We start from the raw sequence: 20289 nt of genomic DNA on the forward strand, positions 1-20289 counted from the left end.
CTACGCAGCTTGCCCCTCTACATTGACCTAGACGATGTTTGGCTGGTTCACGCTGGCATCCATCCCGAATTGCCCATCGGTGAGCAGACTGCGGAGGAATTGTGTTGGATTCGAGATCGGTTTCACAATAATCCGATGCCTTACTTTCCCAATAAGCTCATCATCACTGGGCATACCATCACCTTCACCTTCCCAGATACGACCGTAGGTCAACTGGTGGAGGGACCGGGCTGGCTCAATATTGACACCGGGGCCTATCATCCCCGCAGTGGTTGGCTGACGGGTCTGGATCTAGATAATGAATTGGTCTATCAGTTCAACGTCTATGACCAGACCCAACGCCTGCGATCGCTAGAGGAATCCATCAGTCCCTTTGTGGGGCAGCGCCAGCGCTCTCCCCTCGGTGCCGTTGTGTTCTGATGGAATGCTGGGACTTTATTCCTGTGCAAATTCCTTAGGGATCAAGCGCGATCGCAAATTGCTGGATCAAATCCGCAAGTTCCCTCGGTTCATCCCACAGTACAGAACTCGGAGTATCCATCGGCTTCAGCTTACCCCGTCCCACCCGGCTGGCATAGGTTTGCCCTAAAGCCTGTTTCACCATCGCCGTGCCCTCCGGCTGCAAGACCCACATTGGGGGCAGCAGCCCCGGCAACGCCTCATCCAGCAATTCTGCGCGGCGCTCCCCTCGCCGCCCCTGAAACAGGATTCGACAGGCAGCAGGGTAGCGTCGCAACTCCCGCCGCCGTAACTCCACTTGTCGCAGCCAGCGTCTACCTCCCAACAGAGACACCAGAGGACGAATCAGCCATAAAGCCAAAAGGAGAGGAGACCAACGCCGAGCCAGCCATGCCTCCCTGCGCCAGCGATTCCCTAACCCCGGTGGCATCACCCCCTCCGGTGCCATCACCACCAGTCCCCGCACTTGGTCGGGATAGCGTAGGGCATAACGGGTCGCAACCCAAGCTCCTAAAGAATCGGCAACAAAGATTACAGCAGGAGATCGCACCCCAGCCAAAAACTCCGCCAAGCCATTCACCTGAAGCGCTACGGAATAGGCCGTCCGAGGAAGCACCGTAGACTCTCCAAAGCCCAGTAGATCCGGCGCAAGGCAGTGAAACCGGGGTAACAACACCTCCATCAACGGCACCCACTGGCTGCTCTCCGCCCAACTCCCATGGAGAAACACTAAGGTTGCCCCCTGGCCCCCCTCTCGCCAAAATAGCGTGCCCTTCGAGAGGCGCATCCGCCCATTGCGCAATAGTCCTGTCATCGTGACCTATGACCTGTCATGCTGATTGTCGCTGGCTTAGCGGATAGCAGAGAGTCATGCCAACACCGTATTCCCCGCCAGATAATCCCGAAGCTGCTGGGTGTGGTCATGGGACAAGGTTAGATGGAGCAATTCATCCCTCGAAAAACCCATCACCTCAAGAATCTCCGCCGGATCCCCAATACGGGGTGTCCCCTCTACTTGAGCCTCCAGGGCTACGCAGACCGAATGGAAGCGGGGATCACGCTCGGGCGCGGAATATATTCCCACTAGACGCCCCATCTGGATCACTGTCAAGCCCGTTTCCTCCGCCAGTTCCCGGCGAGCAGCGGTGGTAATGTCCTCACCCCAATCCACAATGCCCCCCGGCAGGCTCCAGAGGCCATTATCTCGCCGCCGCACCAACAGAATTTCCCCATTAGGCAACCGGGGAATGATGCTGGTACCCAGAATGGGACGACGGAGCAATAACCCCAGCAACACCCGCATTGGACGCCAGAGCCCCATCATACCCATAGCCTAGGATTCGCCATGGGCGAGGGATAGCAGGTCTTGCAGCACCTCCGCCGCATGCAGTTCTGGCTTGACCTTGCGATAAATTTTCTCCACCTTGCCATCGGGGCCAATGATAAAGCTGTGGCGAAAGACCCCCATAAATTCCTTGCCCATGAATTTTTTGAGGCCATAGCTGCCGTAGACAGCAGCGACTTCCCCTCCTGTATCGATCAGCAGTGGGAAGGGCAAACTATATTTAGCGATGAATTTGCTGTGGGCCTTCGCAGCATCAGCATTTATCCCCAAAACCACCGCATCCTGATCCTGATATTGGTCATAGGCATCTCGAAAGCCACAGGCTTCCTTCGTACAACCCGGTGTATTGTCTCGGGGGTAAAAGTACAGCACCACCCGCCGCCCCTGGAAATCACTGAGCTTGACTTGATTGCCCTCAGCATCAGGCAAATCAAAGTCGGGGGCGGGGTCACCAACGGCAAGCGTCATCAGGCTTTCTCCAGATCGAGTGTCGCTATTGTATCCCGGTGGATGGGTGATGGGGTGTTGGAGTAGGGGGGTGTATAGCCTAACGGCATTCAAGAAAGGCGTTGGCGAAGCCACTCCCAGGGAGTTAGCCTGCCCGGAGGGCTTAGGGGTGGGGGAGTTTTGAATTTTGAATTTCCCGGTAGGGGCGCGGTTTCCGCGCCCAATGCAGGATGTCGCCGTAGGGGCGCGGTTTCCGTGCCAATGCAGGATGTCGCCGTAGGGGCGGGTTTAGCCGGAATTGGGTGGGTGATGATTCAGGAATGGGCTGACAAAACCCGCCCTGCCCCGTGCCGGATAATCCAGGATCAAGGTCAACTCCGTACCCGTCCTAACCCGGTGTTGGGAACTCAGAATGGGAGGCTCAAAGCCCGCCCTTCTCGATATCGGGAAACCCCGAATTAGTAGCTCTTGCTGAGGAATCCCAAGACAATCCCTCCAAACCCACTCTGCCCGGTGCTAAAATCAAAGTCGAAATGAGTTCGCTTAAGCCCATTTCAGATCATCACTAGGGCGTGTGGACAATTAACGGGGAAATCCTTGCGAGGTAGGCATGACCACGCCCACCTTACTAAATCAAGCTAGGAGCTGTAGCCGCCCCATAATCAGGATCTGGCTTTGTATTATCCACAGCCCCTAGTAAATCCGCGCTGACACATATTGCATCTTGAGTTCACCGCCTCCTGAGTTCACCTATCGTCGTCTATTGCCACTATGAGTTTAACGATTCCGCAAAATCCCTTACTGGTTGGCGAAGGACTGCCTCCTTTCGACAACATTCAGCCGCAGCATGTGGTGCCCGGTATACACCAGCTTTTGGAGACTCTAAACCAGGAACTGGAGACCCTAGAGGCTCGGGTTCAGCCTAGCTGGGAGGATTTGGTAGAGCCCCTAACCCGTATTGAAGAGCGCCTGCGCTGGAGTTGGGGAATTATCAGCCACTTGATGGGGGTGAAAAACAGCTCCGAACTCCGGGACGCCTACGAATCAGTACAGCCCGCTCTAGTGAAATTTTCCAGCCGTTTAGGTCAGAGTCGGCCCCTCTACCGGGCGTTTAAGCAACTGCAAGAGGGAAACGGGTGGACAACCCTGGATCTTGCCCAGAGGCGCATTGTAGAAGCAGCCATTCGGGAAGCGGAACTCTCGGGTGTGGGCTTAGAGGGCAGCACGAAGGAGCGCTTTAACGAGATCCAGCAGTCGCTGGCGGAGCTTTCTACCAAGTTTTCTAATCACGTTCTGGATGCGACCAAGTCCTTCAGTCTGACCCTAAGCACCCCGGAAGACATTGAGGGGTTGCCCCCCAGTCTGCTGGCTTTGTCGGCCCAGGCAGCTCAGGAAGCAGCGGATGAAGATGAGCAGGAGTTTCAGGAGCAGGCGCAGGCAGCAGGGCCATGGCGCATTACTCTGGACTATCCCAGCTATGTACCGTTTCTACAGCACAGTCGGCGGCGAGATCTGCGAGAACAGGTCTATCGTGCCTTTGTCACCCGTGCCGCCTCTGGGGAGTGGGACAATCAGCCCATCATTGAGCGTACGCTGGAGCTACGGCAAGAAATGGCGCAAATTTTGGGCTATGCCACCTATGCGGAACTCAGTATTGCGCGTAAAATGGCCCCCTCGGTAGCGGCAGTAGAGCAGTTGATGGAGGAACTGCGGCGGGCGAGTTACGACGCGGCAGTGAAAGAATTGGCCGATCTCCAGAACTTTGCCCAAGCGAAGAGGGCGGCAGAGGCGGAGGATCTGAAGCAGTGGGATGTGCCTTTCTGGGCGGAGCGGATGCGGGAGGAACAGTATGGCCTCAATGACGAAGAGTTACGCCCCTACTTTCCCTTACCTCAGGTATTAGAGGGATTGTTTGGCCTAGCTCACCAATTGTTTGGGGTCACGATTACCCCCGCCGATGGAACAGCTCCGGTATGGCATTCAGATGTGCGCTATTTCCAGGTTGCTGACGAAGGGGGGCAAGTGATCGCACATTTTTACCTTGACCCCTACAGCCGTCCCTCAGAAAAGCGCGGCGGGGCCTGGATGGATGAATGTGTCAACCGGGGTAAGTTTGGCACTGTTATCCGGCTACCGGTGGCCTATTTGATCTGTAACCAGTCTCCCCCGGTGGCGGGAAAGCCCAGCCTGATGACCTTTAGGGAGGTGGAAACCCTATTCCACGAATTTGGCCATGGCCTTCAGCACATGCTGACCCAGGTGGACTATCCTGGTGCGGCGGGCATCAACAATGTGGAGTGGGATGCGGTGGAACTGCCCAGCCAGTTTATGGAGAACTGGTGTTATCACCGGGACACGTTGCTCACCCTAGCTCGCCATTACGAAACAGGAGCGCCGTTGCCGGAGAAACTCTACCAGCGCTTGCTACTGGCCCGAAATTTCATGACGGGCTCCGCCATTTTGCGGCAGGTGAACTTTGGCTGGCTGGATCTGGAACTGCACCACCGCTACCGCGCCGATGGCGAAGAAACAATCTGGGATGTGCGCGATCGCTTTGCAGCCAAAACCATGGTGTTGAAGCCGTTGCCAGAGGATGCGTCGCTCTGTTCCTTTGGCCATATCTTTGCCGGGGGCTATGCGGCGGGTTACTACAGCTATTTCTGGGCAGAGGTGCTCAGTGCTGATGCCTTTGCGGCCTTTGAGGATGCGGGTCTGGAGGATGAAACCGCGATCGCGGAAACAGGGCGGCGGTTTCGCAATACGGTGTTAGCCATGGGGGGAAGTTGCCATCCCATGGAGGTGTTCAAATCCTTCCGAGGAAGAGAGCCCAGCACCGCTGCGCTACTCCGTCACCGAGGGCTGAGCACTGCTGCCTAGGGGGTGTGAACAATAAATCTGTGTTACCTTATCTCCAGTGCAAACAATTGCACAATGACCTGAGATAAAAACCGTCCAGGGAATTAAGGAGGTGATGCCCATGTCAGACAGTAGTAAATGCATGGGTCTCCAGGTTGAAGTGAGCCGGCTGCGTGCCGGGGCTGTTCACTAGGAGCCAGTCTCAATCTCCCTCAGATTGACTGAGCCATTGAAGCTGGATTCTGGAGTTCCTTCCGGCAGTCTGGTTTCAACCTGATAGACCCGCTAGACCGCCCCTATCCTGAGAAGGCATATCCTTCTTTGGGTAGGGGCGGATAGTTTTTTCAGGGGTCACAATGAACGGGAATGCTATTTCCTGGGGCCAACTACAACACCCCAGATAGGGTTCGCAATCATCACAAGGCAAGACCAACTATGGCTACTCTTCTGACCCATGACACTATTCAGTCTAAGCTGAGCCCGCTGAAGGGATGGACCCTCAAGGGCAAGGCGATTCAAACGGTGAAGACCTTTGACGGATTCCCGAGTGCGATCGCATTTGTAAATAAGCTCGTAGATCCTGCTGAAGCTGCCGGACACCACCCCGACATCGCCATCTCCTACAACCAAGTCACCATCACCGTCACCTCCCACGACGCGGGGGGGCTCACGGAAAAGGATTTTGCCCTCGCCGCCGAAATCAACCAGATCGCCTAAATACGGTGGCTGAATTCCCCGGCACGGGGTAGGGCGGGTTTTGAGCCTTCCATTTGGGATTTCCCAGTAGACACGAGCTAAACCCGCCCCTACGGCAACATCCTGCATCGGGCGCGGAACCGCGCCCCTACCATCACCCCATCACTCCCCCAATCCCTCCCGTAACAATCATTACATTCAGAATGTTCCAGAAATGGGACTTTGATGTGTTCTAGACGACTTACATTCTCCTGGGTTCCCCTGCTACTATCCAATGCAGGATAAGTGGTGAGAGCAGCGTGAAACCCTCTTGGAGAAAGGATTACAGGGTTTACGGCTGCTTAACATACACTTAATCCCACCTTAAACGTGTGAGGAAAGTGAGTATATGTCTGTACAACTTTGGAAGGCGGCTCTCATGAGCCCTGCGCTTCTAGGCATTGCGTTAACCAGCAGCGCGATCGCAGTTGAAGCTCCCAGCATTGAAATCGAAGCTCCCAGCGTCGAAACCCTAGACACGATTGCAGTCGAAGAGCCCGTACAACTGGCTCAAGTCGCCAGTGTTAACGACCTCAGCGACGTTCTGCCCTCCGACTGGGCCTACACCGCGCTACAAAACCTGGTAGAAACCTACGGTTGTATCGAGGGCTATCCCAACCGTACCTTCCGGGGTAACCAAGCCCTGACCCGCTACGAGTTCGCTGCCGGTTTGAACGCCTGTCTGGACGTGATTGCTGACCTCATCACCGGAGGTGGAACAGACGGTAGCACCCTCGCCACCATCCAGCGCCTTCAGCAAGAGTTCCAAGCTGAACTCGCCACCCTGCGCGGTCGTGTGGATGCCCTAGAAGCAGAAACCGCTCAGCTTCGCGCTCAGCAGTTCTCCACCACCACCAAGCTACGGGGTCAAGTGGACGCCAACTTGGTTGTCCCCTTCGGTAATATTGCGGCTACTCCAGCTAACCCTGGCCCTGATAGCTTTACAACCTTCAACACCCGAGTTCGTTTGAACTTCGACACCAGCTTCACCGGACGAGATCGCCTCCGCACCCGTCTACAGGCTCGTGATGGTAACGCTATCCCGACGGCTGGCGGTCTTGCCAATGGCGGTAGTGATAGTGGTCCTGGCAACTTGAATGTAGCCCTAGATGACTTCTTTTACCGTTTTCCTATTGGTAGCCGCGTGACAGCGACTCTGGCTGCTAACTCCGTTTCAAAGGACAGCTTTGTAACGAGCACAATCGTTCCCTTTGATGGCCCCAGCGTCGCTGACCCCGGTGGTCCTGCGCTCTACGACTTTGATATGGGTGGCGATGGCTTTGGTGGTGGTCTGAGCTTCCAAATTACGGACAGCTTGGTCTTTGACACTGGTTATTCTGCTGCTCGTGGTGGTTCTAACAATCCCAACCAGGGTGGTATCTTCGGTGCAAATCGTCAGAGCTACATTGCTCAACTGAGCTTCTTGCCAGAAGGCTTCTTCAATGCTGCATTGGTGTACATGCACGGCAGTAATAACAACAACAACGCATCAGCTTTCACGAATACCTATGGTGCCCTCGCTAGCCTAGATTTTGGCCGCTTTATCCTAGCGGGCTACTTTGCCCACCATGACGAATCGGGAACACCTCGGAGCACCGATAGCTGGCAGATTGGGGCCGCTTTCCCCGACCTGTTTCTAGAAGGCTCTGAACTGGGTGTGTACTACGCTAGCCTGCCTAGCTACAATTCCCGCCCCTACATGGTTGAGGGCTACTACGCTATTCCCGTGAGCCGTAACCTCACCCTGACTCCTGCTCTGATCTACGGCAACCTCGACCGTAACTCCGCCGTTGATGTCAACAACTTCTACGGTGCTATCCGGGCGACCTTCACCTTCTAGGGTTTAGGCACCCTCCCTCAGCGGGGTCTAGCACACTAGACCCCGTGCCCCTCACACATCGGCTGAAAAGTTAGGGTTTGGCAACGGGAACTTTGCCTGCCCCAATTAAATCTGTTACTATCAGCAGAACGCGATAGGAAATCTTTGTACGTGCAGTAATGCGCTTACTTGGCCTCACGCGCTTTGTTGATAGTTTTTGCTATCAGCCTAAAACCTACCTCATGGTGTGAGGGGAGAATATAGACTATGACGACTCAATTTTGGAAAGCAGCTTTCATGAGCCCTGCCCTCCTGGGTATGGTCATGGCAAGTGCCAGTGTGGCGGCTGAAGCCCCCACCGTTGAATCCTTAGACATTTCCGCTTCTGAGCCTGTTCAACTAGCTCAAGTTGCCAGCGTTAGCGACCTCAGCGATGTGCTGCCCTCCGATTGGGCCTACACCGCGCTACAAAACCTGGTAGAAACCTACGGTTGTATCGAAGGCTATCCCAACCGCACCTTCCGGGGTAACCAAGCCCTGACCCGCTACGAGTTCGCCGCCGGTCTGAACGCCTGTTTGGACGTTATTGCTGGTCTCATCACCGGAGACGGTCTAGACGGTAGCACCCTCGCCACCATCCAGCGCCTTCAGCAAGAGTTCCAAGCAGAACTCGCCACCCTGCGCGGTCGTGTGGATGCCCTAGAAGCAGAAACCGCTCAGCTTCGCGCTCAGCAGTTCTCTACCACCACCAAGCTCCGTGGTCAAGTGGACTCTAATTTGGTTGTCCCCTTCGGTAACACCGCTGCTGGCCCTGATAGCTTTACCACCTTCAACAGCCGTGCACGTCTGAACTTCGACACCAGCTTCACCGGTAGCGATCTCTTACGGACTCGCCTCCAAGCAGGGGATGGGGCAGCTCCTCTGGCTACTGCTGGTGGCCTTGCCAATGCTGGTGGAGATGGCACCTTTAACGTTGCTCTCGATGACTTTTACTATCGCTTCCCCATTGGTAGCCGAGTTACTGCCACGCTGGCAGCCAACTCCGTGCAAACTGATGATTTCGTCACCAGCACCATCGTTCCCTGGGATGGTCCTGCGGTAGCTGACCCTAGCGGCCCTCTACTTTATGACTTTGGCATGGGTGGCGGTGGCTTCGCCGCTGGCCTAAGCTTCCAGATTACCAACAGCTTGGTCTTCGATGCAGGCTACTCTGCTGGCCGTACAGCTACTCCTCTTGGTGGATCTAACAATCCCAACGCTGGTGGTATCTTTGGTTCTCCTAGCCAAAGCTACATTGCCCAGCTAAGTTTCCTCCCTGAGGGCTTCTTTAGCGGTGCTCTGGTATATGCGAACGGGACTACAGCCCCTACTGCCCCTGGAGTACTTCCTGTAGTTGCTGGAGCCTCTACTGACACCTATGGTGCCCTGGCTAGCCTTGACTTTGGTCGATTCATCCTGGCGGGCTCCTTTGCCCACCATACCTCTGGTCCTGCTAGCACCGATAGCTGGCAGATTGGGGCTGCTTTCCCTGACCTGTTCCTGGAAGGCTCTCAACTGGGTGTGTACTACGCTAGCCTACCTAGCTACACCTCCCGCCCCTATATGGTTGAAGGTTACTACTCCATCCCCGTCAACCAGTTCTTGACCCTAACCCCAGCTCTGATCTACGGCAACCTAGATCGTAACTCGGCAACAGATGTCAACAACTTCTACGGTGCTATCCGGGCAACCTTCAGCTTCTAGAGCACGTTCTCTCTAGGTTGATTAATTGCTAAAAAAGGGGCTCTGCATGTGCAGAGCCCCTTTTTTATTGATGTCACGAGCTATTCAGATGTGAAGGACTATCTCCCTTACCAAGTGCCGGAAATTTGGCTGTATAAGTCTGGTCGCTTAGAAATATATCGCCTAGTTCAGAGCCAATACTTGCTCCAGACCAAAAGTATGCACTTTCCAGGCCGAGGAAATCTCTCTGGCCTGGTTCAAGATTGTCTCAACATCGCCTACGAGCGGAATTCTAGTGCCGCATTGCGATCGCTGCGGGCCGCTCTAGGGAATCAACCTTAATCAATAGAGATTTTTTGGGGGCCGTCGCTGGGGGGTGGGGGGAAATTGTCTCCACCGCCATCAGGGGCACCCGCTTGGGTATCGAGCCAGCTCTTGAGCGGATCTTCATTCAAGTTGAGCCGGAGTAACCCTGAGGTAAAACCGCCGATAAAGGCTATCGGTTGTCGGGTTAGCTCTTGTACAAAGGGTGTCAATTCATCCAAAAACATGTCATACCTCCATCGCAGTGAGATCGCTCTTTATCCTAAGGGTATTCCATCCTAAAGGGCATCCCACCACCACAATAAAGCTGAACTCGTTAGTACATCCCGGCGGAAATACTCTAACCGTTCTATCGTGGAACATCTCGGCCCCTCACCCTAGCCCTCTCCCACGGGGAGAGGGGACCGGAAAATATTGGGCTAGGGCGGCATACAATGCCACGCTTTAGTTGGGGTTAAATTTTGACGGGTCGAAGACCGTCAAAATTTTCCTGACGGAACACTAGACCGTCAGCGTGGACAATGGGTGTCAGCCCTTGGCTGCGCCAATGCTTGATTGTAGAGGGCTTCATTAGCCCGTACCGACTGCTGCAAATCCACAAGGGGGCGAGGGTAATCTACCCCGAGCTGGATCTGAAATCGGCGTTGCTCCTCAGGCCGCAATTTACCGGGGAGATGCACCTGGGCCGCAGGGACTTGGGCTAGCGCTGGAATCCAGTGTTTGACATAGCGCCCCTGGGGATCGTAGTCCTGGGCCTGCTTAGGAATGTTGAAATAACGAAAGCCCCGAGCGTCATTGCCAACCCCGGCGGTGTAGTTCCAGTTTCCCCAGTTGCTACACACGTCGTAGTCGATCAGCAGAGACTCGAACCACTCTGCCCCCATACGCCAGTCGATGCCTAAATTCTTGGTCAGGGAGCTGGCAACATTCTGACGACCCCGGTTGGACATAAACCCAGTAGCAGCTAGCTCCCGCATATTGGCATCCACAAAGGGATAGCCCGTCATGCCCTGACACCATGCTTCAAATCGGGGCCAGTCTTGCCGCCACGGCACAGAGATGCCCTGTATACCGGAGGGGTAAAAAACACTATCGCGATATCGAGTACAGACAAATCTAAAGTAGTCCCGCCACAACAGTTCAAAGACCAGCCAGTAGGTCGAATCATTTTTGACCCGCTGGGTTTCGTAGTCCTGCACCGCACTGTGGATGTATCGAGGAGACAGACAACCTAGGGCCAGCCAAGGAGAAAACTTAGAGGAATAATCTGCCCCCAGCAGCCCATTGCGGGTTTCCTTATAGGTTTTCAGGCAGTCTGCTGCCCAGAAGTAATGGTGCAGACGAGCCAATCCCGCCGTTTCGCCCCCGGTGAATACTAGGGTAGCCCGATCATCCCGGATAGGCGGTTGCAGACCCAGATTCTGGAGGGATGACAAGGAGCCCGGTTCAAGTCCCTGGGGCAGCGGCAGCAGTTGGGTGGGTGGGGGGCTCGGAGTAGATACCCTACTATCCCGCTCTACCCGTTTGCGAAATTGAGTAAAGATATCCGGCAGTTGCTCTAGGGGAAAGGGCAGATCGTCGGGATGGTACAGCGTAGCGCCCCAGAAGTGCTGTACTGCTACGCCCTGGGTCGCCAGTGTGCGGGTGAGGGCAGACTCCACCGTCGTTTCCTCCGGGGTGACCTCCCGATGCCAATACACGCGATCGCACTTCACCTCCCGCGCCAGGGCTGGCAGCACCTGCTCCGGGAACCCCTGGCGCACCACCAGATCTCCCCCCAGCCGCCGTAGGGACTGGCGTAGGTCCGCCAAAGCCTCCAGCAAAAACTGCGCCCGGAAGGCTCCCGTTTTGGGAAACCCAAAGTCGGTCTGGCCAAACTGGCGGGGATCCAGACAATAGACCGGAATCACCTGGGCTCCAGTCTTTAGGGCCGCTTGAAGTGGGGCATGATCATGGAGCCGCAAATCGTTGCGGAGCCAGAGAAGAATTCGCATGGGGGCGGGGCGTCCTATACTTAGTAAAAGTTAACAATTCAGCTTCAAGCTGACCAGTACAAGACCTATGGCTATTAAAGTGGGCGACCCTGCCCCCGATTTTTCCCTGGCCTCCCAAACCGGAGACACCGTATCCCTGAGCCAGTTCAAGGATCAGTCTCCTGTGGTGCTCTACTTCTATCCCAAGGACGATACGCCCGGTTGCACGGTGGAATCCTGCACCTTCCGGGACAGTTACGAAGCTTTCAAGGATCTGGGGGCAGAGGTGATTGGCATCAGCAGCGACTCCCCCGAATCCCATCAGGCATTTGCTGCAAAGCACAACCTGCCTTTTTTACTCCTCAGCGATCTCGGTTCCCAAGTCCGTCGGGCCTACGGCGTTCCCACTACGCTGGGACTGCTACCGGGCCGCGTCACCTATGTGATTGATCCTCAGGGCATCGTCCGCCACCTGTTCAATTCCCAGTTCAACCCCAAGGCCCACGTACAGGAAGCACTCCAGATTCTAAAGACTCTGTGATCTGGAACCGGAAAAGATCTGCTCTAGGACACAGGTAAACCCTGGCAACAAAGGAGAGGTCAGAGTATCCTTCGGGTACAGAGTACTGGTGAGCCTCAATAGGACTTGATCGCGGCGATACACCTGAACTTGGCCCAGAGCCGGGTCTAGAATCCAGTATTCCTGTACCCCTTCCTGGGAATAAAGTTTCAACTTAAGTTGCCGATCACGCTCCACGTTGCGTAATCCTGGAGACAATACTTCAACCACCAGTTCCGGTGCTCCCGTAAGATGTTCTGCCTCGTCCATGAGCAGCGCTAAGCGATCGCGGCTGACCCACACCACATCAGGAATTACATTGTCTTCGTCCGTGAACACAATACCGGGATTGATTGCCGCTTCCCCTAGGCCACTGGCCTGGGACCACCTATCTAGGACGCTAAAGACTCGTCCCGTAATCCTCTGGTGGCTCCAACTGGGGGCACGGGTCACAATTAGAACTCCGTCAATGATTTCATAGCGCTTGCCCTCTTCCGGAAAAAGGGCAAGGTCAGTGGTTGTCCAGCGCACACGATCTACAGCGGGAGCCATCACGCTTAGGGTTTAGCAGGGTTGTGCTTCTAATGTAATTCTTTCTTGAGGGATGGCAACTCGGAGTAGGCATGGACAAGTTTTCTGACTATTCCCCAGAGGTCCATCAGTTTCTGATCAGGCTGAGGGCGTTGATCGCTGATCTCTGGTTTCCCAGTGAGGGGGAAAGTACCTGGTCTCTGCGGGTATGGGCAGAAGGAACACCAGATTTGGCGGTCCTCTGCGCAGATCTCCAGCAACCTGCTGATGCCGCGATCTCACCCCTAACGCTGGAGAAATTTCTGGAGCAGGTGGAGCGCCGCTGTCGGGGTTATGGGTCAGAGGGCCGGGAGATCGCCCTGCGCCACCGGGCATTGATGGCCTATTGCACCCATGAGCTCCAGGCACTTCAGGTGCTGCGGATCGGGGAGGAGCCTGTCGTTGCGATCGCGATTTTAGGCACAACGGCTGAAGGTAGCGCCATCGCCCTCTACACCCAGAGCATTGAAACTTGATCCCCAGTTATGGGCACTCTCCAAAATGAAATTCCTTGCGGCTCAGATTAGTGTTCCGTCAGGAAAATTTTGACGGGTCGAAGACCCTCAAAATTTAACCCCAACTAAACTCCAGGATTTCGATCACCCGTCAATCATTAATGGACAGAGCACTAGCGAGAAAGTCACGGGTGCGTTGGGTAATTGCGGCCCAGTCTTCGGCTTCAACCGCCACTTGGGGAAAGAGGGTGGTGGAGACACCCAGACCGATGGCTCCAGCGGCGAGAAAGAAGCTAGCATTGGCCGCTGTCACTCCTCCGGTGGGAATCAGAGGAATGTGGCCCAGGGGGCCTTGCAACTGCCGCAGATAGGCGGCTCCCCCTAGGGCAGTGACAGGAAACACCTTCACCGCCGGGGCTCCGGCTTGCCAAGCCGTGACAATCTCCGTGGGGGTAAGGGCTCCGGGAATGGCGGGGATACCCTGGGCTTGGGCGATCTGCATCAGCTCTGGCTGGGTGTGGGGCATGAAGCCAAACTGGGCTCCCGCTGCGATCGCGGCCTCCATATCGCTGGCATGGAGCAGGGTACCCGCCCCAATGCAGCAGTGGGACAGACCGTTCCGCAGGTGGGTGATGAGGGCCGCAGGGCAATCACTGGTCCAAGTGATTTCAATCAAGCGAATGCCCCCCGCCGCTACAGCCTCAGCCAAATCTATGCCTAGGGCCAAGGTGGGAGCGCGAATAACTGCGATCGCGCGGTGACGCTGGAGCAGCGCGATCCATTCCTGTGCCTCCATCTGGCCCCCTGGAACAAAGCCCACGCATTATATCGCTAGAAACTACTAAATCCATCGAGGTTCGCTAATATTCAAAGCAATAGTATCGGTAACCGCAAGACCAGATCCACAGTGGGTCTACTATCCTTCCCTCCAGCAGGACAGTTATCCAGCGCTACGGCAAACCCCATGACTTTACTTCCTGGTTCCGATCGCGATGTTGAGCAAGCCTGTCGGCTGTTGCAGGAATACAGTTTTGAGCTGGGGGGGTGTCGGCCCGCAGATTTGGTGAACCTGTGGCAACATCATCTGGAAGCGGATCCCAGTTGGATTCGTGCTGCCGTGGTAGAAGCCCTCTACCAGGGCCGCTATAAAGCCTTCTCTGTTGAACAGATCCTTCGCCTATGGAAACGACGCGGCTATCCCATCCGCCACTTCAACCACGATTTTGAGCGGGTGGTCTTTGGTCCTGTAGACCCCAATCTGAGCCCCTACACCTTGCCCACAGGAGGCTGGTCAGTCGGCCCTACCACCGCATCTAGGGATGCCGGAGACCATGGAGACACCCGTAGCGGGACTTCCTCGGAGACCTCAGCGGATATCCCTAGCCCCGCCTTCCTAAGGACAGAGGGATTTGGGACTGATCATTTGAGAACCAATCATTTTGGGACTGATCCTTTTGGGGCTGATCATTGGGAAGCAATGTCTGCGGTCCCAAACGCTGAGGGGATCTCCGACCCTGATTCATCCGGCTCTGATTCATCCGGCTCTGATTCATCGGACCCTGATTCATCCGGCTCTGATTCATCCGATCCTGATCTACCGGGCTCCGATCTACCGGGCTCCGATCTATCCCTGTCTGTACCAGATTCCCAGGAGTCTGAGATTATCGAGGAGGCACCTGCCGCCCCCCTAACACCTTCGACAGCGAGTTTGAGACCCATGGCCCCCCCAACGGTCACCATCGGTCCTCCACAGTCTGAGATCACGATGCCCTACTACCACCGCGACGATCCCTTCAGTCACCCGGCCCCCATTCAAAAATTTGTCCCAATGGATCCGATGTCTGGCTTTTACGATCGCCTGCAAGCCGTAGCCCGCCAATTTCCCCATTAGTTCCAGAGAGTTTAGGGACTCGCACCCATAACAAGGAATCTGGCGGATTGTCCACAGCCCCTAGAACTGGGCCGCTTAAATAGCCTTACCGTTTTCTAACGACGAGGCAGAGCCTCGGTGGATTCCCAGGCTCTGCCTGGGAACCAGGAAAGAAGCTTCGTAGGGTGCATAACGCTAAGGCGTGGCTTCGCCCACGCGAAGCGATGCACCGCAGAAAGGCAATGCCTAGGGGAAATGGGCACAGGATTTCCGCCGCAGAGTACTAGTCCTAGGGCTTGGGGTGGGCATGGGCGGCTAGATCCTGGGGTGAGATCGCGCCTTCCTCCGTAATAATCGCCGTAATCAGCCCAGCGGGGGTGACATCCGCCAAGGGATGGTAGGCGGTGACACCGGAGGGGCAAACCTGGGTTTGCCCCAAACCACAGACATCAGTGGCGTCTCCCTGGGGAATCTCTATCCCCTGTCCCGTAGGCAGAGTAAAGTCCACCGTAGAGAGGGGAGCCGCCACAAAGAAGGGGACGCCCTGAGCCTGGGCCGCTAGAGCCAAGGGATAGGTGCCAATTTTATTCACCGTGTCGCCATTGGCGGCAATGCGATCCGCCCCCACGAGGACACCATGGACCCAACCCTGCTGCATACAGTGGGCAGCGGTACTGTCGGTCACCACCGTTACAGGAATATTCTCCTGTACGCATTCCCAGGCGGTAAGTCGTGATCCCTGAAGCCAGGGGCGGGTTTCCCCGGCGATGACCCGCTCTAGCCGCCCCGCCTGCCAAGCGGCACGTACCACTCCCAGGGAGGTACCGTAGCCCGAGGTGGCCAAGGCTCCGTGGTTGCAGTGGGTATAGAGGGTGAGCTGAGCTGGGGTTTCCGGTAGAGCGGCGAGGCCGTGCCGCCCGATGGCTTGGCAGATATCCCAGTTCTGCCGCTGAATCGTTTGGGCAGTGTGTAGCAGAGTTCTTTGCACCTCAGCAACGGAGCCACTGGTGCCCTGGGCGACCTTGACCATGTGATCTAAGCACCAGAGCAGATTGGCCTTATCCGGTCGGCAGCCTTTGAGTTGTTCTGCGATCGCTTCTAGCCTTTCCAAAAAGGCATTCCGATCGTCGCTGGCAATATCCCGCGCCCCCAGATACAGACCATAGGCCGCTGCAATACCCAGAGCTGGTCCCCCGCGCACAATGCGACTGTTAATGGCAGTGATCATGTCTTCACAGCGGCTAATGGAGACCACGGTGTAGTCCCGAGGGAGCTTAGTCTGGTCAATTAGCAGCACATGATCCTGCTGCCACAGGACGGGGTAGACATGGGTCTGAAGGGTATCTGTCATGGCGACGGGCACAAACGGCGGTTTCGAGCACAACTTAGCCCCAGAATATAGCCTTTTGAGGGGGCCGGGGCGGATAAACCGGGGTTGCCTCAGGAACCTAACCCCAACCTATTCCTTCTCAAAATTCATCCCCTGGCTGATCCCCAGTAATCTTCGCCATTTGCTGCTCTAGAACTTCGGGGGAGGGCAGGCTCTGTTTCAAGGCATCGGGTAAATCGCTGCCCAAACGGTGGGTGGAGATACCGATGGGCTTGATCACATCCCGGAGGGCGTATTCAGCAATGGTTTTATTCTTGGACTTACAGAGAATAATGCCGATGGTGGGCTGATCCTGGGAATGGCGCAGGAGGTCATCCACCGCCGACACGTAGAAATTCATCTTGCCGGAATATTCCGGTTGAAAGTCTCCCATCTTAAGGTCGATGACCACATAACAGCGCAGTTGCAGATGGTAGAAGAGTAGGTCGAGGTAGAAATCTTCGCCCCCCACCTCTAGGCGATACTGGCTGCCCACAAAGGCAAAGCCCACCCCCAGTTCCAGCAAGAAATCACGAATGCGATCCACCAAAGCCTTTTCCAGATCGCGCTCTTGCACATCTGCACCCAGGCAGAGGAAATCGAAATGGTAGGGGTCTTTGAGGAGGTTTTGGGCCAGATCTGATTGGGGCTGGGGGAGGGTGCGCTCAAAGTTGTTGATGGCACTGTTCTGGGGGGTATAGAGGCCCTTTTCGATCTGCATCAGCAGGATGTTGCGACTCCAGCCCTGGGCAATCGCCTGCTGGGCATACCAGAGACGTTCTTCGGGATCATCCAGAGCATCCAGGAGACGGACATTGTGGCCCCAGGGTAGGTTGGCCATGACCTGATCGACTGACTTTTCTTCGGGATAGGCTTCGGCAAAGGCTCGCATGTAGCGCAGGTTACGGGAGGAAAAGCCCTTCATGTCGGGAAATTCCCGTTGCAGATCTTGGGCAAGGCGGTCGATTACCTTGCTGCCCCAGCCTTGGTGCACCTGCCGTTGCAGAATCTGGCGGCCAATTTGCCAGTACAGCACAATCAGCTCACGATTAACTGCGATCGCGGCCCGTACTTGAGTCAGACGAATCCGTTCTTTCAGGTCGAGGAAAAGCTGCTCGTAGTCGCGGTTGGGGAAAGACAGGCTATCGGTCATGGACTCCGGTAAACCCTGGGGATCACGATTGCAACAGGCTGTTGCAGCACTAGGGGCGATGCAACCCTCAATTCCGGAATTGAGCTGCATCTCAATTTTGCAACAGGTTGTTGCAAAATACAGGGGGAGCCGGACCGAGGCGGAGGGTGCATCCGCAAAGCGATGCACCCTCTTCAGACCATTGCCGATTCTGCAACAGGTTGTTGCAGAATTCAGGGATTTGCACAAAAACTAAAGTCCCACCGTAGGGGCAATCCCTCGCCTGCCCGGAGAGCCTGTCCTGTTCGCGCAGCGGATTCTAAGAAACTTGCCTCTGTGACCAAGACCGAGATTCCTCCCGCTGGTCGGAATGACGGGCTTGTCATGTTGACGTGCACTTGTCATGTTGTTCGCGAAGCGACTCCGCAGGAGTAATGGAGCGGAGCGGAATCGAAGTTCCCTAGGGGTAGAAACCCCCATGGCAGCGGATAAGACCAACCAGACTAGCCTAAGACAATGCGGTTGTAGAGGAAGAGAGACACAAATATAGCAGTCATTACGGCCCCGGTAATGAGAACCCCGTCCATAGCTCACCTCTGTGTGTGGGGGTATATTGTCAAACGCGCTTTTCTAGGAATAAGGGCAAATGTATGGGGATCAAAAGGGTTTTTATAATTCTTCACTCTGTATATTTACGGGTTGGCCTCCTGGGGCCGCCGTAGCCAAATGCCCCGTAACCCCGCCGCCTGAGCCCCTTCGTAGTCGTCGCGGTAGCTGTCCCCCACGTGCCAAGCGGCGGTGGCTGGGCAACCATGCTTCTCTAGGGCCGTTGCAAAAATCAAAGGATCGGGCTTGGCAGCTCCCACTTCGGTACAAATGGTCACAGAGTCAAAAAAGTCCGCTAGGGCCAAGGCATCCAGCACAGTGTAGAGACGGGAGTCGAAGTTGGAGATGATCCCCATCTCAATGTCTAGGGATTTCCAGCGCTCTAGGGAATGGTAGGCATCGGGATACACAAACCAGGGATCAGCGCCAGAAAAGTAAGCATAGAGGCTAGCGAAGAATTCCTCAAAATCCTGGAACTGTTCGAGTGCGCCGACGGTACTGAAGGATTGCTGTGCGATCGCACGCCACCAAGCGTATTCCAACCCAGGGACCGCCGTAGGTTCAGCGTCGGCAAAGGCCATCGGCTCCGCCGCCTTGAAGTGGTGAAAGAATGCCTGGGTGAGGGCGTCGGCATCCGCCTCTACCCCAAATTTGCGGGCAATGTCGGCATAAACTTCACCGACCGTGCCCTGCACCCCAAACAGGGTGCCGACGGCATCCAGAAAGATCACATTTGGCTTTTCCATGGTGTGAGATCGCAAGCAGTACTCAAGCGGACTACAGCAGATAATCCCTAAACGGACTGGTCCCCAAACGGGCTGATCCCTAAACGGGCTGATCCCTAAACAGATAACAAATCCCGCAGGGGCTTCTCAATCCAGTTCAATCCCACCCGAATCTGATGGCTGAGGGTGGGCATCCGATAGAGGTAGGTCAGACGTCGCGCCACGTGGGCCAAGACCCCATCGAGCTGAACCCCAAGCCCTGTAAGGGTAGCATTGTCCACGCCTAAGGCCATCATTTCCCCCAGATGCTGGTAGTGGAAGGGGAGCAGAGGCCGATGGGTGAGGGAGGCCCAGAGATTCCACCCCGCATAGTCGGCCTGCTGGAGGGCGGATTGGGCCGTCGTGGGTACCTGCTGACCATCGGCATCTTTGCAGTCGGCTAAATCCCCCAGGGCAAAGATATGGGGATGATCCACCACTTGCAGGGTGGACTGGACCAGAAGTTGCTGGCGATTGTTCTTGGGCAGATCCAGCCCTGCCAGGAGGGGGGACACCCGCGTCCCCACAGTCCACAACACGATGTCTACGGGAATCTCGTCTACCTGCTCCCGATAGTTTAGGGTCAGGCGATCGGTGCCCACGGACCCTACGGTGGTGTCGAGGTCGATCCATACCCCCCGCTCCGAAAGCGCCTGTTGGGCAGCCTTGCGGTTGAACTCCGTAGAGGTGAGCAAAATATCGTCGGCCCGCTCCACCAGACGAATGCGCCCGCGCTCCCCCAACCGATCCGCCAGTTTACAGGCCAGTTCCACCCCGCTGTAGCCACCTCCAACTACGGCCACCCGCAACACTTCAGCGGTCGAGGCTTCTAGGTGCCGTAACCGTTCCTGAAGGCGCTGGGCATCCTCCACCGTGCGGAAGGGAATGGCATGGTCGGCTACACCGGGAACGCCATCGAGGGGCGTTTCGCCCCCCACCGCCAGTACTAGACGGTCGTAGGTGAGGGGCTCCTGATCCGGTAGAAACACTTGGCGATCCCCAAGGCTGATCCCGCTCACTTCGTTCTGGATAAAGCGCACAGGGGTATTGGCCAGCAGTTCGGCATAGGGGGGGGCTACCTCCCAGGTTTGCAGTTCTCCTGTCACCAACTCGTAGAGTAGGGGGGCAAAGACGAAGCGATCGCGTTGATCCACCAGTACCACTTCCACGGGTTCCTGCTGGCTCCAGGGCAGGGTGCTCAGGCGCAGGGCGGTGTACAACCCCCCAAACCCCCCCCCTAAAATACAGATGCGTTTTACTGACTCAGTCATGGTATTACGGCGG

20 protein-coding genes are annotated in these 20289 nt (G+C 56.0%); 9 read left to right on the top strand and 11 right to left on the bottom strand.

Annotated elements, in window-relative coordinates; translation table 11 throughout:
- The first annotated feature begins 9 nt into the window (after window positions 1-9).
- Window positions 10-420: a hypothetical protein gene (locus LEP6406_RS35530; RefSeq protein ID WP_008318490.1), complete on the top strand. Its 411-nt coding sequence runs from the start codon at window positions 10-12 to the stop codon at window positions 418-420.
- A 34-nt stretch (window positions 421-454) separates the two neighbouring features.
- Here LEP6406_RS35530 and LEP6406_RS0221705 read toward each other — a convergent pair whose 3' ends face one another.
- The 3 genes from LEP6406_RS0221705 to bcp are packed head-to-tail and all read right to left on the bottom strand — an operon-like array spanning window position 455 to window position 2272.
- The gene (locus tag LEP6406_RS0221705) at window positions 455-1273 is read right to left on the bottom strand and encodes an alpha/beta hydrolase (RefSeq protein ID WP_008318492.1); all 819 of its coding nucleotides are present in this window, start codon (window positions 1271-1273) and stop codon (window positions 455-457) included.
- A gap of 54 nt (window positions 1274-1327) precedes the next feature.
- A complete protein-coding gene (locus tag LEP6406_RS0221710; RefSeq protein ID WP_036028678.1) occupies window positions 1328-1789 on the bottom strand; it encodes an NUDIX hydrolase in 462 nt (153 codons plus the stop codon).
- A 3-nt stretch (window positions 1790-1792) separates the two neighbouring features.
- Complete coding sequence (gene bcp / locus LEP6406_RS0221715) at window positions 1793-2272, bottom strand: thioredoxin-dependent thiol peroxidase (protein ID WP_008318496.1); 480 nt, start codon at window positions 2270-2272, stop codon at window positions 1793-1795.
- A gap of 750 nt (window positions 2273-3022) precedes the next feature.
- Here bcp and LEP6406_RS0221720 point away from each other — a divergent pair.
- The 5 genes from LEP6406_RS0221720 to LEP6406_RS29225 all read left to right on the top strand — a co-directional run bounded on the left by LEP6406_RS0221720 (window position 3023) and on the right by LEP6406_RS29225 (window position 9725).
- Window positions 3023-5128 (top strand): M3 family metallopeptidase, encoded by a 2106-nt coding sequence (locus tag LEP6406_RS0221720; RefSeq protein WP_008318497.1) that lies wholly within the window; start codon window positions 3023-3025, stop codon window positions 5126-5128.
- Window positions 5129-5542: 414 nt separating this feature from the next.
- Entirely contained in the window at window positions 5543-5824 is a 282-nt protein-coding gene (locus tag LEP6406_RS0221725; protein ID WP_008318501.1) for a 4a-hydroxytetrahydrobiopterin dehydratase, read from the top strand.
- A 367-nt stretch (window positions 5825-6191) separates the two neighbouring features.
- Entirely contained in the window at window positions 6192-7682 is a 1491-nt protein-coding gene (locus LEP6406_RS0221730) for an iron uptake porin (protein ID WP_008318504.1), read from the top strand.
- Between the two features lie 246 nt (window positions 7683-7928).
- Window positions 7929-9404, top strand: coding sequence for an iron uptake porin (locus LEP6406_RS0221735; RefSeq protein WP_008318507.1), 1476 nt, complete (start codon window positions 7929-7931; stop codon window positions 9402-9404).
- Between the two features lie 48 nt (window positions 9405-9452).
- Window positions 9453-9725, top strand: coding sequence for a PDDEXK family nuclease (locus LEP6406_RS29225; RefSeq protein ID WP_008318510.1), 273 nt, complete (start codon window positions 9453-9455; stop codon window positions 9723-9725).
- Here LEP6406_RS29225 and LEP6406_RS0221745 read toward each other — a convergent pair.
- A complete protein-coding gene (locus tag LEP6406_RS0221745; protein ID WP_008318512.1) occupies window positions 9722-9934 on the bottom strand; it encodes a ssl0294 family protein in 213 nt (70 codons plus the stop codon). The genes LEP6406_RS29225 and LEP6406_RS0221745 overlap by 4 nt on opposite strands.
- 282 nt (window positions 9935-10216) lie before the next feature.
- Window positions 10217-11701, bottom strand: coding sequence for a DASH family cryptochrome (locus tag LEP6406_RS0221750; RefSeq protein WP_008318514.1), 1485 nt, complete (start codon window positions 11699-11701; stop codon window positions 10217-10219).
- A gap of 67 nt (window positions 11702-11768) precedes the next feature.
- On the opposite strand from LEP6406_RS0221750, the gene LEP6406_RS0221755 reads away from it, so the two are divergent.
- Window positions 11769-12221, top strand: coding sequence for a peroxiredoxin (locus LEP6406_RS0221755; RefSeq protein WP_008318516.1), 453 nt, complete (start codon window positions 11769-11771; stop codon window positions 12219-12221).
- Here the strand turns inward: LEP6406_RS0221755 and LEP6406_RS0221760 are convergent.
- On the bottom strand, window positions 12207-12791 hold the full coding sequence (locus tag LEP6406_RS0221760) for a Uma2 family endonuclease (protein WP_008318518.1): 585 nt from the start codon (window positions 12789-12791) through the stop codon (window positions 12207-12209). The genes LEP6406_RS0221755 and LEP6406_RS0221760 overlap by 15 nt on opposite strands.
- Before the next feature lie 71 nt (window positions 12792-12862).
- On the opposite strand from LEP6406_RS0221760, the gene LEP6406_RS0221765 reads away from it, so the two are divergent.
- Window positions 12863-13285 carry a nuclease A inhibitor family protein gene (locus LEP6406_RS0221765; protein ID WP_008318520.1) on the top strand — a complete coding sequence of 141 codons (423 nt, stop codon included), beginning with the start codon at window positions 12863-12865 and terminating at the stop codon, window positions 13283-13285.
- Between the two features lie 130 nt (window positions 13286-13415).
- Here LEP6406_RS0221765 and LEP6406_RS0221770 read toward each other — a convergent pair whose 3' ends face one another.
- Window positions 13416-14060 (bottom strand): bifunctional 4-hydroxy-2-oxoglutarate aldolase/2-dehydro-3-deoxy-phosphogluconate aldolase, encoded by a 645-nt coding sequence (locus LEP6406_RS0221770; protein ID WP_008318522.1) that lies wholly within the window; start codon window positions 14058-14060, stop codon window positions 13416-13418.
- Between the two features lie 168 nt (window positions 14061-14228).
- Between LEP6406_RS0221770 and LEP6406_RS30630 the strand changes: the two genes are divergently transcribed.
- Window positions 14229-15155 (top strand): hypothetical protein, encoded by a 927-nt coding sequence (locus LEP6406_RS30630; protein ID WP_008318523.1) that lies wholly within the window; start codon window positions 14229-14231, stop codon window positions 15153-15155.
- A gap of 268 nt (window positions 15156-15423) precedes the next feature.
- On the opposite strand, the gene mtnA is transcribed toward LEP6406_RS30630, so the two are convergent.
- From mtnA to LEP6406_RS0221795, 4 genes are all read right to left on the bottom strand, one after another.
- Window positions 15424-16485 (bottom strand): S-methyl-5-thioribose-1-phosphate isomerase, encoded by a 1062-nt coding sequence (mtnA, locus tag LEP6406_RS0221780; protein WP_008318525.1) that lies wholly within the window; start codon window positions 16483-16485, stop codon window positions 15424-15426.
- A 118-nt stretch (window positions 16486-16603) separates the two neighbouring features.
- A complete protein-coding gene (locus tag LEP6406_RS0221785) occupies window positions 16604-17656 on the bottom strand; it encodes a PDDEXK nuclease domain-containing protein (RefSeq protein WP_008318527.1) in 1053 nt (350 codons plus the stop codon).
- A 671-nt stretch (window positions 17657-18327) separates the two neighbouring features.
- Window positions 18328-18987 carry an HAD-IA family hydrolase gene (locus tag LEP6406_RS0221790; RefSeq protein ID WP_008318529.1) on the bottom strand — a complete coding sequence of 220 codons (660 nt, stop codon included), beginning with the start codon at window positions 18985-18987 and terminating at the stop codon, window positions 18328-18330.
- A gap of 95 nt (window positions 18988-19082) precedes the next feature.
- Window positions 19083-20276, bottom strand: a complete 1194-nt coding sequence (locus LEP6406_RS0221795; protein WP_008318530.1) for an NAD(P)/FAD-dependent oxidoreductase — start codon at window positions 20274-20276, stop codon at window positions 19083-19085.
- Window positions 20277-20289: the final 13 nt, after the last annotated feature.

The organism is Leptolyngbya sp. PCC 6406 (assembly GCF_000332095.2).
Classification (GTDB): domain Bacteria; phylum Cyanobacteriota; class Cyanobacteriia; order Phormidesmidales; family Phormidesmidaceae; genus PCC-6406.